19 protein-coding genes are annotated in these 18333 nt (G+C 64.5%); 8 read left to right on the top strand and 11 right to left on the bottom strand.

What is annotated here, in order from left to right:
- Positions 1-5: 5 nt before the first annotated feature.
- The 7 genes from AC1VNY_RS32030 to AC1VNY_RS32000 are packed head-to-tail and all read right to left on the bottom strand — an operon-like array spanning position 6 to position 5941.
- Positions 6-1205, bottom strand: coding sequence for an FAD-dependent monooxygenase (locus AC1VNY_RS32030; protein WP_482408166.1), 1200 nt, complete (start codon positions 1203-1205; stop codon positions 6-8).
- A gap of 10 nt (positions 1206-1215) precedes the next feature.
- A complete protein-coding gene (locus tag AC1VNY_RS32025) occupies positions 1216-1611 on the bottom strand; it encodes a hypothetical protein (RefSeq protein ID WP_482408165.1) in 396 nt (131 codons plus the stop codon).
- Between the two features lie 23 nt (positions 1612-1634).
- Positions 1635-1829, bottom strand: coding sequence for an SH3 domain-containing protein (locus AC1VNY_RS32020; RefSeq protein ID WP_482408164.1), 195 nt, complete (start codon positions 1827-1829; stop codon positions 1635-1637).
- Positions 1830-1871: 42 nt separating this feature from the next.
- Complete coding sequence (locus AC1VNY_RS32015) at positions 1872-2465, bottom strand: 3-phenylpropionate/cinnamic acid dioxygenase subunit beta (protein ID WP_482408163.1); 594 nt, start codon at positions 2463-2465, stop codon at positions 1872-1874.
- A gap of 31 nt (positions 2466-2496) precedes the next feature.
- Positions 2497-3303 (bottom strand): SDR family NAD(P)-dependent oxidoreductase, encoded by an 807-nt coding sequence (locus tag AC1VNY_RS32010; RefSeq protein ID WP_482408162.1) that lies wholly within the window; start codon positions 3301-3303, stop codon positions 2497-2499.
- Positions 3300-4649 carry an aromatic ring-hydroxylating oxygenase subunit alpha gene (locus AC1VNY_RS32005; protein WP_482408161.1) on the bottom strand — a complete coding sequence of 450 codons (1350 nt, stop codon included), beginning with the start codon at positions 4647-4649 and terminating at the stop codon, positions 3300-3302. Before AC1VNY_RS32005 ends, AC1VNY_RS32010 begins: the two co-directional genes overlap by 4 nt.
- A gap of 56 nt (positions 4650-4705) precedes the next feature.
- Positions 4706-5941: an ABC transporter substrate-binding protein gene (locus AC1VNY_RS32000; RefSeq protein WP_482408160.1), complete on the bottom strand. Its 1236-nt coding sequence runs from the start codon at positions 5939-5941 to the stop codon at positions 4706-4708.
- Positions 5942-6071: 130 nt separating this feature from the next.
- Between AC1VNY_RS32000 and AC1VNY_RS31995 the strand changes: the two genes are divergently transcribed.
- Entirely contained in the window at positions 6072-6869 is a 798-nt protein-coding gene (locus AC1VNY_RS31995) for an IclR family transcriptional regulator (RefSeq protein ID WP_482408159.1), read from the top strand.
- Here the strand turns inward: AC1VNY_RS31995 and AC1VNY_RS31990 are convergent.
- The gene (locus AC1VNY_RS31990) at positions 6845-7768 is read right to left on the bottom strand and encodes a ketopantoate reductase family protein (RefSeq protein ID WP_482408158.1); all 924 of its coding nucleotides are present in this window, start codon (positions 7766-7768) and stop codon (positions 6845-6847) included. The two genes, AC1VNY_RS31995 and AC1VNY_RS31990, sit on opposite strands and share 25 nt — an antisense overlap.
- 199 nt (positions 7769-7967) lie before the next feature.
- Between AC1VNY_RS31990 and AC1VNY_RS31985 the strand changes: the two genes are divergently transcribed.
- Positions 7968-8783 (top strand): ABC transporter ATP-binding protein, encoded by an 816-nt coding sequence (locus AC1VNY_RS31985; protein ID WP_016844307.1) that lies wholly within the window; start codon positions 7968-7970, stop codon positions 8781-8783.
- Positions 8783-9568, top strand: a complete 786-nt coding sequence (locus AC1VNY_RS31980) for an ABC transporter permease (protein WP_482408157.1) — start codon at positions 8783-8785, stop codon at positions 9566-9568. Before AC1VNY_RS31985 ends, AC1VNY_RS31980 begins: the two co-directional genes overlap by 1 nt.
- 460 nt (positions 9569-10028) lie before the next feature.
- On the opposite strand, the gene AC1VNY_RS31975 is transcribed toward AC1VNY_RS31980, so the two are convergent.
- Complete coding sequence (locus AC1VNY_RS31975; protein WP_482408156.1) at positions 10029-10868, bottom strand: helix-turn-helix transcriptional regulator; 840 nt, start codon at positions 10866-10868, stop codon at positions 10029-10031.
- Positions 10869-10960: 92 nt separating this feature from the next.
- On the opposite strand from AC1VNY_RS31975, the gene AC1VNY_RS31970 reads away from it, so the two are divergent.
- Positions 10961-11845 (top strand): SDR family oxidoreductase, encoded by an 885-nt coding sequence (locus AC1VNY_RS31970; protein WP_482408155.1) that lies wholly within the window; start codon positions 10961-10963, stop codon positions 11843-11845.
- Positions 11846-11993: 148 nt separating this feature from the next.
- On the opposite strand, the gene AC1VNY_RS31965 is transcribed toward AC1VNY_RS31970, so the two are convergent.
- Positions 11994-13319, bottom strand: coding sequence for a 4Fe-4S binding protein (locus tag AC1VNY_RS31965; RefSeq protein ID WP_482408154.1), 1326 nt, complete (start codon positions 13317-13319; stop codon positions 11994-11996).
- Between the two features lie 297 nt (positions 13320-13616).
- Entirely contained in the window at positions 13617-14066 is a 450-nt protein-coding gene (locus tag AC1VNY_RS31960; protein WP_028332446.1) for a cupin domain-containing protein, read from the bottom strand.
- A gap of 181 nt (positions 14067-14247) precedes the next feature.
- Here AC1VNY_RS31960 and AC1VNY_RS31955 point away from each other — a divergent pair, with 181 nt between their 5' ends.
- From AC1VNY_RS31955 to AC1VNY_RS31940, 4 genes are all read left to right on the top strand, one after another.
- Complete coding sequence (locus tag AC1VNY_RS31955; RefSeq protein WP_482408153.1) at positions 14248-15273, top strand: ABC transporter substrate-binding protein; 1026 nt, start codon at positions 14248-14250, stop codon at positions 15271-15273.
- 12 nt (positions 15274-15285) lie between these two features.
- Positions 15286-15987 (top strand): NUDIX hydrolase, encoded by a 702-nt coding sequence (locus tag AC1VNY_RS31950; protein ID WP_482408152.1) that lies wholly within the window; start codon positions 15286-15288, stop codon positions 15985-15987.
- Between the two features lie 14 nt (positions 15988-16001).
- Entirely contained in the window at positions 16002-16766 is a 765-nt protein-coding gene (locus AC1VNY_RS31945) for a substrate-binding domain-containing protein (protein WP_482408151.1), read from the top strand.
- A 176-nt stretch (positions 16767-16942) separates the two neighbouring features.
- Positions 16943-18253, top strand: coding sequence for an ABC transporter substrate-binding protein (locus tag AC1VNY_RS31940; protein ID WP_482408150.1), 1311 nt, complete (start codon positions 16943-16945; stop codon positions 18251-18253).
- Positions 18254-18333 lie beyond the last annotated feature (80 nt).

Here is an 18333-nt window from a genome sequence, read left to right as displayed (position 1 = left end):
GGCCGTCAGACCGGCAGGTTCAACGCATCGTAAGTGAACAGCCAGTCATAGCGCTCGCGCACCCGGTCCGGCTGCCATTCGCGCGAGACATAGGCGTCGGCGCCTTCGGCGTCGGCGAGCGCGGGATTATGGAAGCGCCTGGCATTCTCGGCCGACTTCACCACGATCGCGTTGGTCCGCGTCAGCCGCGCGGCCTGGTAGCGCTGTAGCGCCTCCTCGGGTGGAAAGCGTTCAAGACAGCGCGCCAGCACCATGCCGTCCTCGATCGCCATATTGGCGCCCTGGGCCAGGAACGGCAGCGTCGGATGCGCGGCGTCGCCGAGCAGGCAGGCGCGCCCGACGACGAAACGATCGAGCGGGTCGCGGCCGAGCAGCGCCCATTTGTAGGGAATATCGAGGTTTGCGATGATGGCGTGAATCTCTGGATTCCATCCAGCAAAGGCACCGCTGCAGGCCTCGCGCGTGCCGCGTTCGGTCCACGACTCGACCGACCAATTCTCGCCCTCAAAGATGCCGACGAAGTTCAACAGCGCGCCACGGCGCACCGGATAGGTGATGACGTGGCCGCCCGGGCCGACCCAGTTGGTGCCGACGTCGCGCCTGAGGGGTGGCGGTAGCTGTTGCATCGGTACCAGGCCGCGCCAGGCGGCCACGCCCGCGAAGAAGGGTTTGGTGTCGCCGCCGATCTGGCGGCGAATTTCGGAGTGCACGCCGTCGGCGCCGACCACGACGTCGCCGCGCCGACGCTCGCCATCGGCAAGGTGCAGCCAAATGCCATCGCCGTCCTGCTCAAACCCGATGCAGCGGCTGCCGAGATGCAGCCGCCCCGGTGCTCGAGCCTTGAATGCGTCGACCAGCACGCGGTGAAAGTCGCCGCGATGCACCATCCAGTAGGGCGCGCCATAGATCGCGCGCGAGGAGGCGCCGAGGTCGAACAATTTCCAGGTCCGCCCGGTGCTGAACAGCCTGATCTCCTTGCCCGAGGGCTCGCAGGCGATCGCCTGCATCTCTTGCTCGAGCCCGAGCGCGATCAGGACACGTGTGCCGTTGGCGCTGAGCTGGACACCGGCGCCGAGCTCGCGCAGCTCGGACGCCTGCTCGAAGATCTCGACCTCGATGCCACGCTGCAGCAGCGACAGCCCCGCGACGAGGCCGCCGATCCCGGCGCCGGCAATCAGCACTTTTGGCTTGCGGTGTGTATTCACGCGAACACCGCTATCTGCGCGTGATCAGGAAGTCGTCGGTGAATTCGCCGCGCGACAGCTTGACCGGGATCTCGCCGTCGCTGCCGATCTCGACGATCTCCGAGCCGGACTTGTTATCCTCGGGGGTCAACAGCTCGATGCGCTCGGCGATCCGCCCCGCCTGCCAATCGGTCAGCTTCCAGGCAAACCGGCCGCCGAGATCGCGCATGCCGAATTCGTCGTCGGCGGGCGCCAGCACCAGCGCGTCGCGCGAGACGGCGCCGGGAATCCGCTCCGCCACGGCAACGGTCTGCGGGTTCTCGGCAAAGCGCCGCAGCAGCTTTGCCAGGGCGGCGAGATCGGCGGCTTCACCGAGGAACAGGAACAGCGGATGAAAATCGCTCGGCATGTATTCAAATCGCAGCATGATCGTCGGTCCGTTGACTGGGACTACTCGCTGAGCACCTTGATGACGTCCTGGGCGTGGCACAGCTCCACCGTGCCGACGTCGGTGGGCCGTGCAGGGCACTCCAGGTAGCGCACCTGCAGCCACTGGCCATCGTCCATGTTCTCTACCACCTCGGCGACGACGCCGGCCTCCAGTTTCAGCCGCGTCCCCACCTTGATCGCCATCACGTCAATCATCGCTACCCTTGCTACCCTGACCTCGCCCGGAGTTGGCCTCGCTTAGAAGAACGTGGTGAGATTTTTGGCCAGCAGGATATTCTGTTCAAGCAATATCTCGCGCCGCGCGATCTTCCAGGCAGTGTCGGTCAGGCGCAGCGTGTCGTTGCGGCGGCCGACGAAGATGTAGGTCTCGTACTCGACGCGGTTCTGGTAGACGAGGAAGCGGCTGGTGACGTCCAGCTCGCGCGCCGCCTCGATATCCGGCCGCGCGCCCTTGATCTGCACATTGCTGACCATATGCGTGATGCGCGACAGCGGCTCCTCGGCATAGTGCACGCCGGTCAGGATCTGCTCGACCCGCTTGGTCAATGTCCACTTGTCCTCGTCGAACCAGCTGATGCCTTCGCCCCGTTTGGTGTTCTCGCGCGCGGCCTGCTGGCCGAACTTCACATTGCGGCGGATCGGCATGAAATAGCTGATGTCGTCGGTGAGTAGCTCGAGCCAGTCGCGGAAGCGCCGATCGTCGAGCAAATCGGCCTCGTGATAGTAGAAATCCTCGATATCGGCCTTCAGCCGGTAGTAGGCTGCGGATCGCTCGACCGCCGCGTTGCCGGCGTGTTGTTGCTTGTCCTGATCCTGAACGGTCGTCATCATCGCTATCTCCTCATCAGGCATCACAGGGTTGTCAGAGCGCCGGCTTGGGCGGGATCGGTCCGCCCTGCTGGGCGAAGCAGCCGACATCGATCACGGTGCCGGACAGCGTTTCCGCTTCCGGCGAAAGCAGGAAGGCGACCACATTGGCGATGTCGTCACCGGCGGCGACCCGGCCCGCGGCGGTGCCCGGCGCGCCCTTGCCGAAACGTGCCGCGTCGCCGCCGACACGGCCGAGGCTCATGCCGCTGACGATGCCGCCACCGCCGGGGATCACGGTGTTGACGCGGATGCGCTGGTAAAAGAAGTCGTAGGCCATCGCCGCGCTCAGCGCGACAACGCCGCCCTTGCTCGCGCTGTAGACCGCCATGTTCGGCTTGCCCCAGCCGGCGCCGGATCCGATGTTGACGATCGAGCCGCCGCCTTGCGCGATCATGTGCGGGATCGCGGCGCGGCTGGTCAAATACGGTCCCTTCAGATTGACGGCGATGATCCGGTCGAACAGCGCCTCGTCGGTGTCGAGCACGGTGCCGAGCGGGCCGATCGCGGCGTTGTTGACGACGCCGTCGATGCGCCCGAACCGCGCCATTGCGTGCGCGACCACCCTGGCGACGTCGCTCGCTTGCGACACATCGGCTTCCATCAGTTCGGCGGAGAGCCCTTCGCGATCAAGCTCTTCGCGCAAGGCCGGAATGGCGTTCTCTGCGGTACTCGAGACCTGCGGCGCTTCGAGGCCGAACGCCACCACCGCGTGGCCGCGCCTGATGAGGCCGAGCGTGATCGCGCGGCCGATCCCGAAGGTGCCTCCGCTGACGAGGACGGTTTTTGCGGGCGCGGTCATTCTGCGGCCTGCCGGTTGCCTGCGGGCGATCCGAGCAACTCGTGCCAATCGCCGCCCTGCATGTAGGTGGTCCAGCGGCGATAGAAGCCGCGCGCGATCTGCTCGGTGACCTGGGTCGAGACATCGCCGCCGAGCGGATGATCGGTCACGTAGGTGCCCATCGACTGCTGATAGTTGAAGGGATAGCGCCGCGCCACCGTGCCGGTGCTCGCCGCGGTCGCATAGAGCCAGTTCTCCATGTCGTCCTGCTCGGTCATGCCGGCCGGGCCGGAGTAGCGCATGTAGTAGCGGCGCAGATATTCCTTTGCTTCCTTCGGCGCGTCCTTGTCGACCAGGAAGAAGCGCCAGCCTTCGGTCGAGGTCGGGCTGTGCGGATGCCAGGCACAAAGTCCGCGCGGCTGGCGGCCGTGATAGGAGGTGTTGGGGAAGATCGTGCCGACGAACGGCAGCAACCGCGCCCCTTCGCCGAGCCGCCGCTTGCGCTCCTCGAAACAGTGCCGGAAGTATTTTTCGAGGATCGGGTTGTCGAGGAAGGACTCGATGTACTCGTTGGCCTCCGGCTGAATCGCGCTGTGCACGCCATGGCCTTCCGGAAAGCTGATCCAGACGTGCTGTGCCTTTTCCAGCTCGTCGTCGCGGCGGCCCTTCTTGCCGGCGGCAGCGCTCGGCCCGATGCCGATCAGGTCGACCGAGCGATGGCTTGGGTTGTGATAGGTGTCGCCGAGGAAATTCTCGGCCGCGAATTTCCAGTTGGCGGGGAACACCCATTTGTGGACCCCGATCACCTCGGAGCCGCCCTCGCGGCCGTCGCGGCAGTCGAGCGCCTGGTCGAGATGGATCTTGGCATCGCCGAGATAGGTGATGAAGTCGGGCGCGTCCTTGTCCCAGGTCGCCCAGATCGAGCCCTTGTAGTTGCAGAGCTTCGCCACCGAGACCAGCGAGTTGGCGTCGCGGTCGAGCACCCCGTCGTACAGCGTCCGGTGCAGCGGAACGCCCTGCAGCTTGCCGTCGGTGGTATAGGTCCAGCTGTGATAGGGGCAGGTGAACAACGACGTGTTGCCCTGCTCGTAGCGGCACACCTTCATGCCGCGGTGCCGGCACGAATTGAGGAAGACGTGGATCTCGCCCTTCTTGTCGCGGCACAGGATCACGGATTCCTCACCCATCCGCGAGGTGTAGAAGTCGCCGGGATTGGGCACCAGGCTTTCGTGGCCGACCAGCAGCCAGGCGCGGGTGAAGACCTTGTCGAGCTCCTGCCGGTAGATATCGGCGTCCACGAAGATCTCGCGGCTGATGAAGCCACCCTTGACGTCAACAAGCTGATCGAAATCGTTGCGAAGCGGCATCGGCTCCTCCTTGTCTGGCCTGCGCGACGGTCAGTCGCGGCGAATGATGGTGCGTCCTACTTGTCGAGCTTGCAGCCGCCGGTTCCCTCGGGGCGGAACGCCTTGTCGCCGGGGATGGCCGCGATCTTCTGGTAGTAGTCCCAGGGATATTTGCTCTCGTCCGGCTTCTTCACGCGGTAGAGCGAGAGGTCGTAGACGACGCGGCCGTCTTTCCGGATGTGCGCGGGACGGCCGAAGAAATCGACCGGCAGCTTGCGCATCTCGGCATTGACCGCCTTCGCCTCGTCGCTGCCGCCGGCTTCGATCGCCTTCAGATAATGGCGCACGGCGGCGTAGGTCGCGGCCTGCAATTTGGTCGGCGCGCGCTTCTCGATCTCGATGAAGCGCTTGGCGAAGGCGCGGGTGCCGTCGTCGTCATCCCAGTAATACTGGGATGCGATGTACATGCCCTGCGCGTCGCGCAGGCCGATCGAATGGACGTCGGAGATGAAGGTCAGCATGCCGACGATGGTCTGCCCGCCCTGTTGCAGGCCGAATTCATGGGTCTGCTTGACCGCGTTGACGGTGTCGGCGCCGGTGCCGGCCAGCGCCACCACCTTGGCGCCGGAGCTCTGCGCGGCGAGCAAAAAAGATGAGAAATCGGTGGTGTTGAAGGGATAGCGCACCGCGCCGAGCACCTTGCCGCCGGCATCGGTGACGGCGCGCGAGGCGTCCTTCACCATCGCGCTGCCGAACGAATAGTCGACCGCGACAAAGAACCATTCCTTGCCGACGCGGCGGCCCAGCTCGCCGACCAGGCCGGCCGACAGCGCGTAGGTGTCGTCGGCCCAATGCGTGACGACGGGCGAGCATTTGTCGCCGGTGAGGTCCGATGTCGCTGCGCCCGAGACCAGCGCGGTGCGGTTGCTCTGCGTCGCAAGCCCGGCAACCGCGAGACCGACCGAACTCACGGCGAGATCGGTCACCGCGTCGACATGTTCGACGTCGAACCATTGCCGGGCGATCCCGACCGCGACGTCGGGCTTGTTCTGGTGATCCGCCGAGATGATCTCGATCGGCTTGCCCAGCACCTTGTTGTGAAAATCCTCAGCGGCAAGCTTGGCGGCGGTCACCGAGCCCGGCCCGCCGAGATCGCGGCCGCTGCCGTAGTCGCCCAGCACTGCAATCCGCACCACGCCGTCCGAAATGCCCGAGCCGTCGGGTGCGGCGTGCGCCAGCGGCGTCGAGAGCATTAGCGTGGCGATCGCGGCGGCGGCCCATCTGCGCGAGGCGTCTGTCTGCAGCAAATCCAATCCTCCCGTCGATTTTCATATGTCCATCTAGTGGACATTATTCTCATAATTTGCGATACTATCCGCGCGGGCCGATTGGTCAAGCGCGCTGGATGCAGCGCGCCCCTGCCGAATCTGCGGATGTGGACGGATGGCAAAGAAACCGAAGGCGGAAGTTCAGGACGCGGAGCAGGGGGCGTCAGGCGTGCGGGCGGTCGACCGCGCCATCGCGATCCTGCAATGCTTCACGCCGGATCAGCCGGCGATGAGCGTGATCGAGATCCAGAAGCGGGTCGGGCTGAGCCGGCCGACGCTTTATCGCCTGCTGCAGACGCTGGCGCAGCGCGACCTGATCCAGGCCGAAGGCGACCCGCAGCGCTTCCGGCTGTCGCACGGCGTGATGAAGCTGGCCCATGTCTGGCTGAACGGTCTCGAGGTGGTCGCGATCGCGCGCCCGATCGTCGAGGGCCTGCGCGAGGCGACCGGCGAGACCGCAGCGCTGTTCCGTGAACAGGATGATCGCGGCATCTGCATCCTCGAATGCGAGAGCCGTCACGTGCTCTCGATCAGCCGCGGCGTCGGCCACAGTCTGAGCCTGATCCAGGGATCGACCGGCAAGGCGATGCTGGCCTTCATGGACCCGAAGCGGCAGGCCGCGCTTCTTGCCAGCATTGCAAAGAGCGCGGATCGCGCGCGGCTCGAGGACGCGCTGACCTTTGCGCGGCGCAACGGCTATGCGACCAGCCATGGCGAGATCTTCGCCGGCGCGGTCGCCGCCTCCGCGCCGTGTTTCGATCACCGCGGCGAGGTCGTCGGTTCGGTCGGCCTCTACGGACCGAGCGCGCGCATCGACGAGCGGAAGCTATTGGAATACTCAAAGCTGGTGCGCGAGGCGGGCCGGCAGATTTCGGTTCTGCTGGGCTATCAGGACGGCGCGCCCATCGCGTAGGGTTTCAACACCGCATAGAGCATGTCGTGCGTCGGCGTCGGGACACCGAGCTTGCGGCCGAGTTCGACCACCTTGCCGTTCAGCCACGGCAGTTCGAGCCGGTTGCCACGCTCGAGATCGAGCGCCATCGAGGCCTTCATCGCCGGCGGCGCGTGTCCGATGAAGTCGAGCACTTTCGTCAGTGCATCCGGCGGCAGCTTGATGCCGGTTGCGTGCGCGATCGCGATGATCTCCTCGCAGGCTGACACGAAGAGCGGGCGCAAGTCGGGATCGTCGCGCAGCTTGCCGATCGGCAGCCTGGTGACCGCGGTCATGCCGGCATTGGTGGCGAGGCCGACGAACTTCATCCAGAGCTCGGTATTGATCTGCTCGCTCAAGGTCGCATCGAACCCGGCTTTCAGGCAGAGATCGAGCAGCGCCTTGCCGCGCCGCGTGATGCGGCCGTCGAGCTCACCGAAGATCATGCGCATGAAGGTGCCGACCTGGTTGATGACGCCAGGCTTGATGATCGAGGCCGAGATCTGCGCCACGCCGCCCATCACGGCGTCGCGTCCGAGGATCGGGACCAGCCTGTCGGGCGCGTCGATGCCGTTCTGCAGCGGGATCACGGCGGTGTCGGGGCCGACCATCGGCCTGATGTGCTGACCGGCGCTTTCGACGTCCCACAGCTTGACGCAGAACAGCACGATATCGACCGGGCCGACACTTGCCGGATCGTCGGTCGCCTGGGTCGGGACCAGATGGGTTTCGCCGCGGCCGCCCTGAACCTTCAGCCCCTCGCTGCGCATGGCGGCCAAATGAGCGCCGCGCGCGATAAAGGTGACGTCGGCGCCGGCATGCGCGAGCGCCGCACCAAAGCCGCCCCCGACGCCTCCGGCGCCCACCACTGCGATCCGCATGATTGTCTCCTTGTCCGTCGCTTTGGGTCGCAGCCTCGACGATGTCGGCGCAATGCGCAACCCGGTTGCGCAATTGCGCAACCCGGCCTGTCTGAAAATCACGTGACCGCAGCCTTGTTTGCTACGCCATCTTCCTGCGTTGACTTGCCCGCCCGAACCGCTAAGCCATTTCGGAAAGCTCGGGAGGGAATGCGTGGCGATGACGGAGCCGACGGCGGTCGCGCTTGACAATGCGACGGTGGCGTTTCGGTTGGCGGATGGACGCGTCTATACCGCGGTCGAGCAGGCCAATCTTTCGGTTGATCATGGCGAGTTCGTCGCCATCGTCGGCCCGACCGGATGCGGGAAGTCGACGCTGCTGAACGTCACGGCCGGGCTGCTCAAGCCCGCGGCCGGAACGGCAAGGATCTTCGACAAGCCGCTGAGCGGCCTCAACCGTGATGCCGGCTACCTGTTCCAGGCCGATGCACTATTCCCCTGGAAGACCGCGATCGACAATGTCGCGATCGGGCTCGAGATATCAGGCACACCGCGCGCCGAGGCGCTTGCGCGCGCGCAGAAATGGCTGACCTCGGTCGGGCTCGGCGCCTTCGCCAATCGCTATCCGCACATGCTCTCGGGCGGCCAGCGCAAGCGCGTTGCGCTGGCGCAGGTCCTGATCCGCGATCCGAAGATCCTCCTGATGGACGAGCCGTTCGGTCCGCTCGACGCCCAGACCCGGCAAATCATGGGCAATCTGCTGCTGGAATTGTGGAGCGCCGACCGCAAGGCGGTGCTGTTCGTCACCCACGATCTCGAGGAAGCGATCGCGCTGGCCGATCGTGTCGTGATCATGTCGGCCGGCCCCAGCGCGCGCATCATCGGCGACTGGCGCATCACGCTGCCGCGGCCTCGCGACATCGCCGAGATCCGGATGGAGAAGGATTTCCATGCCCTGCACCGCGAGATCTGGGGCGTGCTGAAGGACGAGGTGATGAAGGGCTATGTGCAGTCGACGCAGGCGGGAGCCGCCTGATGCCGCGCGTCACGTTGCTGTCCCTGCAGGTTCTGGTCGCCGTCGTCACACTGGTACTGTGGCAGCTCTTCTCCACCGTGCCGGTGTTCGGCAAGGTGCTGTTGCCGCCGTTCTTCTTCTCCAATCCGCTCGACGTCTTCAGCCAGATCGTGAAATGGTTCTCGACCGGGGTGATCTGGAAGCATCTTGCGATCACGCTGTGGGAATCCATCCTCGCCTTCGTGATCGGCTCGGCCGGTGGCATTCTGGTCGGCTTCTGGTTCGCGCGGCAACCGCGCGTCGCCGCGGTGTTCGATCCCTATGTGAAGATGGTCAACGCGCTGCCGCGCGTGGTGCTGGCGCCGATCTTCGCGCTGTGGTTCGGGCTCGGCGTCTGGTCCAAGGTCGCGCTCGGCGTGACCCTGGTGTTCTTCATCGTGTTCTTCAACGTCTATCAGGGCGTCAAGGAAGTGCCGACCACGGTGCTCGACAATGGCCGCATGCTCGGCATGAACGAGCGGCAGCTGATGCGCCACGTCTACTGGCCCTCGGCGCTGTCCTGGATGTTCTCCTCGCTGCACACCTCGGTCGGCTTTGCCGTGGTCGGCGCGGTGGTCGGCGAATATCTCGGCTCCGCCGCCGGCCTCGGCTACCTGATCCAGCAGGCCGAAGGCGTGTTCGACGTCGCCGGCGTGTTCGCCGGCATGTTCGTGCTGTCGGCCTTCGTCATCCTGATCGACATGGGCGTGACGATGGTCGAGAATCGGCTGCTGGTGTGGCGGCCGACGGCGGTGACGCGGGACTAACCGTCATTGCAATCAAGGAGGCCGCCTCCGTTGGCGGCCTCGACGCGTTCTGAGCGCGAAACCGTCAGGTCTTGTATCCCTGGCTGTGGCACCACCACGAAATGCCATTGGTATCGTGGCCAAACTTGAGCAGGGATTCCCTGCATTCGTTGAAGTTGTGGAAACGTTTGACGCCCTCTGGCCAGCAAACCACCGGCGTAGGATTGGGCCAGCTGCTGGAGACGGAGCAGGGTGCTCCCGAGGCTGCCTGCTTAGCGAGTGCGGGTTTATTCTCAGCATTTGCGGGGGCGATCGACAAGATCGCGACAGCTAGGCCCGCGAGGAGTGACGTGGCTTTCATGGCTATCTTCTCCCTAATCCCACCGTTGGGTCGGTGGTGGGGTACTATACCATAGGTCGCATCAAAGGAGCGCTTCAATTCGCGTTTCGTTTCGTGAACGGCGCCGACGATCACGTCCGTTCATTGCGCCGGTGCGGCGTTCATCAACCCGCGAATCTTCTGCGTCACCTCGGGGTCGATCGGATTGTAGACGATCATGCTGAGGTCGGGTCGGCCGTCGACCGCGAACGCCGAATATTCGAACCTGACCGGGCCCAGGATCGGATGCCGGAGCTGCTTGACGCCTTCGCCGTGCGTTCGCACGTCGTTGTCGCGCCACAGCGCGGCGAATTCCGGACTGAGCCGGCAGAGCTCGTCGACGAACGGTTGCACCTCGGCAGCGGCGCCGGCGCGTGCCGCGTCCACCCTGAAGGCGCCGACCACGAAGCGCGCCACGCTGGCCCAGTCATGTTGTGCGGCGCGGACGCGCGGATCGAGGAACATGAAGCGCAGCACGTTGCGCTCGCGCGGCGGCAGCGATCCGTAGTCCGTCAGCATCACGGTCGCGGCCCGGTTCCAGGCGACGATATCCCAGGTCGCGGTGCGTATCACGGCGGGGCGCGGCTCCAGCGCGTCGAGCACGCGCTGCAGCCGGGGCGTGACGCCTTCGCTCTTCTGGTAGCGCACCTCGGGCGTGCGGCCGAGACCGAGCAGGAACAGATGCTCGCGCTCGACATCGGTCAGCATCAGCGCACGCGCGATGCGGTCGAGCACATCGGCCGAGGGCGCGCCGCCGCGGCCCTGTTCGAGCCAGGTGTACCAGGTCGCGCTGATGTTGGCGCGCTGCGCCACCTCTTCGCGGCGCAGGCCCGGCGTGCGCCGCCGCTCCGGCGGAAAGCCGAACACGGCCGGATCGAGCTTGCTGCGGCGGTCCTTCAGGTAGGCGCCGAGCAGGTTCTCTTGCGCGAGCGGTTCGCTCATCCTGTTAGCTATTATACCATGATAAGGTCACTACTTTAACAGGATAGCGCGCAGGGCCAGATTTGTCTCCAGCGAAACCTGGAGACTTCCTCATGCGTGTGTTCGTCACTGGTGCCACCGGATTCATCGGCACTCCCGTCGTCAAGGACCTGATCGCCGCCGGACATCAGGTTCTTGGCATGGCCCGTTCGGACGAGGGGGCGAACGCGATCTCTGCCGTTGGTGCGGAGGCTCTTCGCGGCTCGCTCGAGGATCTTGATAGCCTGCGCAAGGGGGCAAGAGCTTCGGATGCTGTCATTCACCTGGGCTTCGTTCACGACTGGTCCAATTTCGCGAAGAGTTGCGAGATCGACCGCCGCGCCATCGAAGCCCTGGGTTCTGTTCTGGCTGGATCGGACAGGCCATTGATCGTAACCGGGGGCTTGGCGGGATTGGCCAAGCCCGGCCAGATCGCGACCGAGAACCAAACGATATCGCCGGATTTCCCATTTCCCCGCGTGTCGGAACAGACGGCCCTGTCGCTGAAGGGCGTCCGCGCGTCGGCCATGCGTCTTCCCCAGGTCCACGATCCTGTCAGGCAGGGTCTCATCACCCCCTTGATCGCGGTGTACCGCGAAAAGGGCGTGTGCGCCTATCTCGGCGACGGGCAAAATCGTTGGCCGGCGGCGCATGTTCTCGACGTGGCGCGTCTCTACCGGCTGGCCATCGAAAAGGCTGAGCCGAACGCAAGGTATCACGCCGTCGCCGAAGAGGGGGTCTCGATGCGCGATATTGCCGAAACGATCGGACGGCGGCTGAAGCTGCCGGTCAAATCCATCGCCCCGCAAGAGGCGCAAGCCTTCTTTGGCTGGCTCGGCACGTTCGCGGCCTACGACATGGCGGCCTCCAGCGAGCAGACGCGCAGGAAGCTTGGATGGCAACCGACCGGGCCGGGGTTGATTGCCGATCTCGAACAGCTGGTCTACTCCGCCCAGTAAGAAGCAGCGCAGCAGGATGCGTAGAATGGGTTAGCCGACTGCGTCCGCCGTAGCTCAACGAGCGAAGGCGGAAGGCGTAACCCACCATTTCTCCGCGGGTGAGCAGAGTTGGCGGGTTACGCTTCGCTAACCCGCCCTACGCAGCCGATTACAGCGGGAAGCAGCGCATGTAGGCCGCAAACAGCTTCTCATCGCTGTAGCTCACCAGCTTTGCGTCGATCGCGTCCGCAAGTTCGAGGTCACGATTCTGAATGCGCAGCCATGCCTGCGAGTCAGCGGTGATGGTCAGAGCCGCCTCTCCGACATGCCGTCCCGGCACGACCTGGAGATCCTTGCCCTTGATCGCAACGGTGATATCCAGCGCACTCGCGCCGGTGAAGCGCAGATGCGTCGCGAAATCGAGACCTCGCGCCCGGCCGCGCTGAAATCCGAGCGAGAGCGAGAAGATATAGGCCTGCAGGCTGCCGGTATGGCGGCCGGACGTGACATGATGAAGCTTCTTGTGCGGAAAGCGCCGCGTCACCGTGTCCTCGGCGTCGGTATCCGGGATCACGTAGACGAACTCGTCCTTGTCGATCAGCGGCTGCACCACATCGGCGAAATGGGCGTCGCGATCGTGCAGGAAGGGGCCGATCACGTCTTCGCCGGCCGGGCAGGCCGAGATGCAATAGGCCGCCTTGTAGCCCGGCTTGAACGACAGCGATTGCCAGATGTTCAGCGTCTCGGTGCGGGGAACGCGGGCGCGATAATCTCTGGCGTCCTTTGAATCCGCGACCTTCTCCACCCACTGCGAGAAGTTGCCGAGAAAGTCGTGATAATTGTGGGTGTGGCAGGACAGGAAGTCGAAGCCGCCGTCCGGCTTGATGGCGCCGACCGGGCAGGCGGCGACGCATAATTTGCACTCCAGGCACGGATTGTAGTCGATCGGGTGGTCATGGGCGTCGACCTCGCATCCGAGCAGGATGGTGCCGAGCAGGACGAAGCTGCCGAATTTCGGATGGATCACGCTGCGATGGATTCCCATGCGGCCGAGACCGGCTTCCACCGCGATCGGTTTGTGCTGGACCATCATGATCCTGGGCAGGTCCATCTCCATCGGGAACGCGGCAACCGAGTTGCAGGCCGGGATGCCGTGCTCGTCGAGCGCGCGAACGATGGCGCGCGCGGTTTCGTTGACGTGATCGTAGGTGCTGTGGAATTCCTCGTTGGCGACCGAACGCGAGGGCGAGCGCACCGGCTCGCGGTTCATGTGGCAGACGATCGCGAGCAGGGAGCGCGTCCGGCCATAGACCTTGCGAATGAAGTCCCGCTGCGGCGCGATGGCGGCCCGTTCGAACTCGATGATGCCGACATCGTCGGCTCCGCATCTGCGCGCGATGTCCTTGATCAGTTCCGATGAAACCGGGACGTCGCGGACCGGTTCGCTGCTGCGCGCGCGCACGGCCCTGACCGTGGGGTGATCGTCCAGGCTCATGTTGCAGCCTTTTTGAAATGACGGTCGTCATATTATGGACCGGCCGGACGCGAGGCAAGTGAATTATCTGTCAAGCGTCATGTAATGGAACCCGGCAGTTGTGCGCCTGACAAATGTGCTATGCGTCGATTGAGCCCTGCAAGCTCCGTCATCCTGAGGTGCGAGCGGAGCGAGCCTCGAAGGATGAATCGGCCCGGCTGGTGGCCGTCGACCCTTCGAGGGCCGCTGAAGAAGCGGCCACCTCAGGGTGACGGTGCTTGTATGACCCTTCTCGCGAAGACGGCGAACGGGCCGTAATCAATCCAGCAGCTTGGTATCATCCGGCGCCTGCGGCGGCGTCTTGATCGCGATGGCCTTGATGGCGCGGCCGTTCGGCTTGGTGCCGCCATGCGGCGTGCCTTTCGGGATCACGATCAGGTCGCCCGGCTTCACCGTCACTTCCTTGTCGCCGAGCCAGACCGTGCCGGTGCCTTCGAGGACGAACTGCATCTCGTTGGTGTTGGGATGCATGTGCTTCGGCACATTGCCGTCCTGGATCGAGACGGTGGCGCCATCGGCGGAGACGAACATCTTGGAACGGAAGCCGACCTTGTTGGCGTCGCCGAGCTTGTCGCCCTCCATCTCGCCGGTGTGGATGACCTGCGCCGTGATGTTCTCGGCGGCGAGCGCCGGCCGCAGCAAATGGGTGACGCCACAGCCCGCGGCAAAGGCGGCAGCGATCGACAGCGCGGTTGCAATACGATTCATGAAGACCTCCCTTGATGTTTCCCCTGAAGTATTCTTGGTGCTTCTAGCTTTGGCGCTTCTTCGGCGTTTTCTGTGTCCACGATGCTATGCCGCAGCCGCAGGCTTGACCAGCTGTCGGAAAGTCGCCTTCTCAAGGCCTCCCGGCTCCTCTATCTTGCCGGGCAGTCGAACGGAGGACGTCATGAACAAACTGCTCGGCAAGCTTGCCGGAATGCTGCTGGCGCTGACCCTGTCCACGGGTCTTGCCGCGGCGCAAAGCAAGATCACCATCGCGGTCGGGGGCGGCGCCTGCCTGTGCTATCTGCCCACCGTGCTGGCCAAGCAGCTTGGCGAATATGACAAGGCCGGGCTTGCGGTCGAACTGGTCGACCTCAAGGGCGGCTCGGACGCGCTCAAGGCCGTGCTCGGCGGCAGCGCCAACGTCGTCTCCGGCTATTTCGACCACTGCGTCAATCTCGCGGCCAAGAAGCAGGAGCTGCAGGCCTTCGTGGTCTATGACCGCTATCCCGGCCTCGTGCTGGTGGTCTCGCCGAAGCACACCGGCGAGATCAACTCGATCAAGGATCTCGCCGGCAAGAAGGTCGGCGTCAGCGCGCCGGGCTCCTCGACCGACTTTTTCCTGAAGTATCTGCTCAAGAAGAACGGCCTCGATCCGGCCGGCACCGCCGTGATCGGGGTCGGCCTCGGCGCCACTGCGGTGGCGGCGATGGAGCAGGGCCAGATCGACGCTGCCGTGATGCTCGATCCTGCCGTCACCGTGCTGCAGGGCAGCCACAAGGATCTCAAGATCCTCAGCGACACCCGCACCCAGCACGACACGCTCGCGGTGTTCGGCGGTGAGTATCCGGGCGGCGCGCTGTATTCGACCGCGGCCTGGGTCAACGGCCACGAGAAGGAGGTGCAGGCGCTGACCAACGCAATCATGGCAACGCTGGCCTGGATCCATTCGCATTCGCCCGAAGACATCATGGCCAAGATGCCGGACGAGATCGTCGGCAAGGACAGGGCGCAGTATCTCGCGGCGCTGAAGAACACGATCCCGATGTATTCCGAGACCGGCAAGATGGACCCCAAGGGTGCGGAAGCCGTGCTCGCGGTGTTCAGCGAAGGGTCACCCGATGTGGCGAAGGCCGGCATCGACGTCACCAAGACCTACACCAACAAGTTCGTCGATCAGGTCAAGAAGACCACCGGAAACGCGAAGTAAACACGTTCAGATATGCAGTCTCCGCTCATTTGTCGGGTCACCGCGCTCGACCTTGCCTTGCAGCAGCGTCCCTGGTCGTTCGCCGATCAGCGGCGCGCCGAGATCGACGCGCATTTCACCGAGCAGCAGCGGCTGAACCCGAACCTGTGGAACGGCCGCGTCCTGCTCGGGCGCGATCCGGTCTTCGCCGGCGAACGGCTCAGCGCGAGCTATTTCGAGACCGATTTCGCCAGCTTCCTCGCCTGGCGCGACTGGGGTTTTCCGGATAGCGAGGTGTTCAACGGTTTTGGCATGGGCGCGCTGCTCGCCAGCGACGGCGCCTTCGTGTGCGGGGTGATGGGCGAGCAGACCGCGAATGCCGGACGTATCTATTTTCCTTCCGGCACGCCCGATCTCGACGACATCAGGGGCGAAACGGTGGATATCGCCGGCAGCGTGATGCGCGAACTCGAGGAGGAGACGGGACTGTTGCCGTCGGATTGCCGCGGGGACGCCGACTGGCACTGCATCTACACCGGGCCTGCGCTTGCGATGATGCAGATCCTGCGCGTCGATATGCCCGGTGACGCGCTGCGTGCGCGGATCGAGGCCAATCTCGCACGCCAGGCAAATCCCGAGCTTGCCGGCATCCATCTGGTGCGCAGCCGCGCCGATCTCACTCCCGCAATGCCGCGCTTCGTCACCGCGTTCATCGAGACGCAGCTGCCGGCCTAGGCAAAGGAATGCGCATGACCGAGCAAGCCACCGCTGCCGCTGCATTGACACCGGCAATCGCCGATGGCGCCAAAACGATCAAGGTCATCATTTCGGGTGGTTTCGCCGCGGTCTACCGCGACGTGCTGCCTGAATTCGAGCGAAGCACGGGCATCAGGGTGGAGACTGGATCTGGCGCGTCGGAGGGCTCCGGTCCGAAGACGATCCGGCACCAGCTTGCGCACGGCACCAAAGCGGACGTGGTTATCCTTTCGCGCGAGGGACTTCGAAGTCTGACCGAAGACGGCCGAATTCGTGCGGGATCGGAAGCCGGACTGGCGACGGCACCTTTGGCCGCGGCGGTTCGAGCAGGCTCTCGCAAGCCGGACATCGGCAATGATGTCGCGCTCAGGAAAGCCTTGATCGACGCCGGCCAGGTGGTGGCGCCGAGCAGCACGAGCGGACAGTACGTCCGCGACAAGGTTTTCCCCAAACTGAACTTGCCGGACACGGTCAGGCTCACCCTCGAGGCGCGCGGAACCGAGGCGGCCGAAGCGCTGAGAGGCGGCAAGGCAAATCTCTCGATCGGCCCGACCAGCGAACTGGTTCAGGAGAGCGGCATCGAAGTTGTCGGTCTGCTGCCGCCAGATCTCCAGCTGGTCCAGACCTTCACGGCCGCGATCGTCAGCGACGCGCAAGCGCCGGAAGCAGCCAAGCGCCTGATCGATTTTCTTGTCTCGGACAGCGATATTTTGCTCGCGGCCATCAAACGAGCCGGCATGGAACGGCCCCGCGGATAAATTGCCGTCGCCAACCGCACGCCCCAGCATCGCGCGTCGGCACCATTCCGCCGAAACTTTGCGCAAGCCTGCGCGGTGCGGACGCAGCCATCGCGCTTGACATCATCGGCCGCTCCCCCTGTGATAGGGCGGCACGACAACAAAAAATGCAGTGCACAATCTCTGGGGAGGGATTCATGCCGGTCAGGAGGGCTGCCCGCTGGCTTGCGGGTCTATCTGTCGCGCTTGCGGCGCTTGGTGTGGCCAATGCAACGCATGCGCAGGACAAGAAGATCAAGATCGGCGTGATCTTCGATTTGACCGGACCGCTGGCCGGCGGCGGCTCCGAGCTGCAATACACCGGCGTCAAGATCATGCTCGACCATTACGCCAAGACCGGCGTCGAGGGTTACAAGGTCGAAGCCGTCTATGCCGACGCGCAGAGCAAGCCCGACATCGCGATCAACGAGGCCGTCCGCCTGCTCGAGCAGGAAAAGGTCGACATGGTGATGGGCTTCTTCTCCTCGGCGCAATGCGTGCCGGTGTCGGCGCGGGTCGAGCAGATGAAGAAGTTCATGTGGATCACGACCTGCATTTCCTCCGGTGTGTTCGACGGCAAGAACTACAAATACGTGTTCCGTCCGCAGGCCGCCGGCAACCAGTACGGCATGATGACGACCGACTTCATCGCGCAATACTCCATGTCCAAGTTCGGCAAGGAGCCGAAGGACCTCCGCGTCGCCATCATCCATGAGGACGGCGCCTATGGCGTCGACGTCTCCAAGGGCAATGAGGCCGGCGCCAAGAAGGCCGGCTTCAACATCGTGCTCAAGGAGGGCTATTCGGCGACCGCGCCCGATTTGTCGGCGCTGGTCACGAAGCTGAAGCGCGCCAAGCCCGACGTGATCTTCCACACCGGCTACAATCCGGACATTACCCTGTTGTTCCGCCAGGCCCGCGAGCAGGGGCTGAAGTTCGGCGCCATCGTCGGCCACGGCGCGGGCTACGGCGTCTACGAGAAGCTGAAGGAAGGCCTCGGCGCCGACGCCAACTATCTGTTCAACACCGACCCGATCTCGATCTGGCTTGCCAACCAGAAGAGCATGGATCCCAAGTTGCCGCCGGTCATCAAGATGGTCGGCGAGGAGTTTGACCGGCTGAAGCCCGGCGTGCCGATCCGTTCCGCCCATGTCGGCATCGGCGCGGCCAATGCCTACGTCTTCCTCGACGACGTCTTGCCGCGCGCGATCAAGAAGTATGGCGGCGTCGATCCGGATGCGCTGCGCAAGGCCGCGCTCGACACCGACATACCCGAGGGCGGCACCATGCTCGGCTATGGCGTGAAGTTCTACGGCGAGGGGGAGCAGTATGCCGGGCAGAACGCGCGCTCGTTCCCGGTGGTGCTGCAATATATCGACGACAAGTCCTATGTGGTGTGGCCGAAGAGCCAGATGCAGCGCGAGACCGAGCTGCCGCTGCCGGCCGGCACCACCTACAGCTACAAATAGCTCGCGCAAGATGAGGTTAGATCGAATAGTTGCCGCGAAAAAACTGCGCTCCCTCTCCCGCTTGCGGGGGAGGGCTGGGG

The organism is Bradyrhizobium ferriligni (genome assembly GCF_056837965.1).
This window is presented reverse-complemented; position numbering and strand designations above follow the sequence as displayed.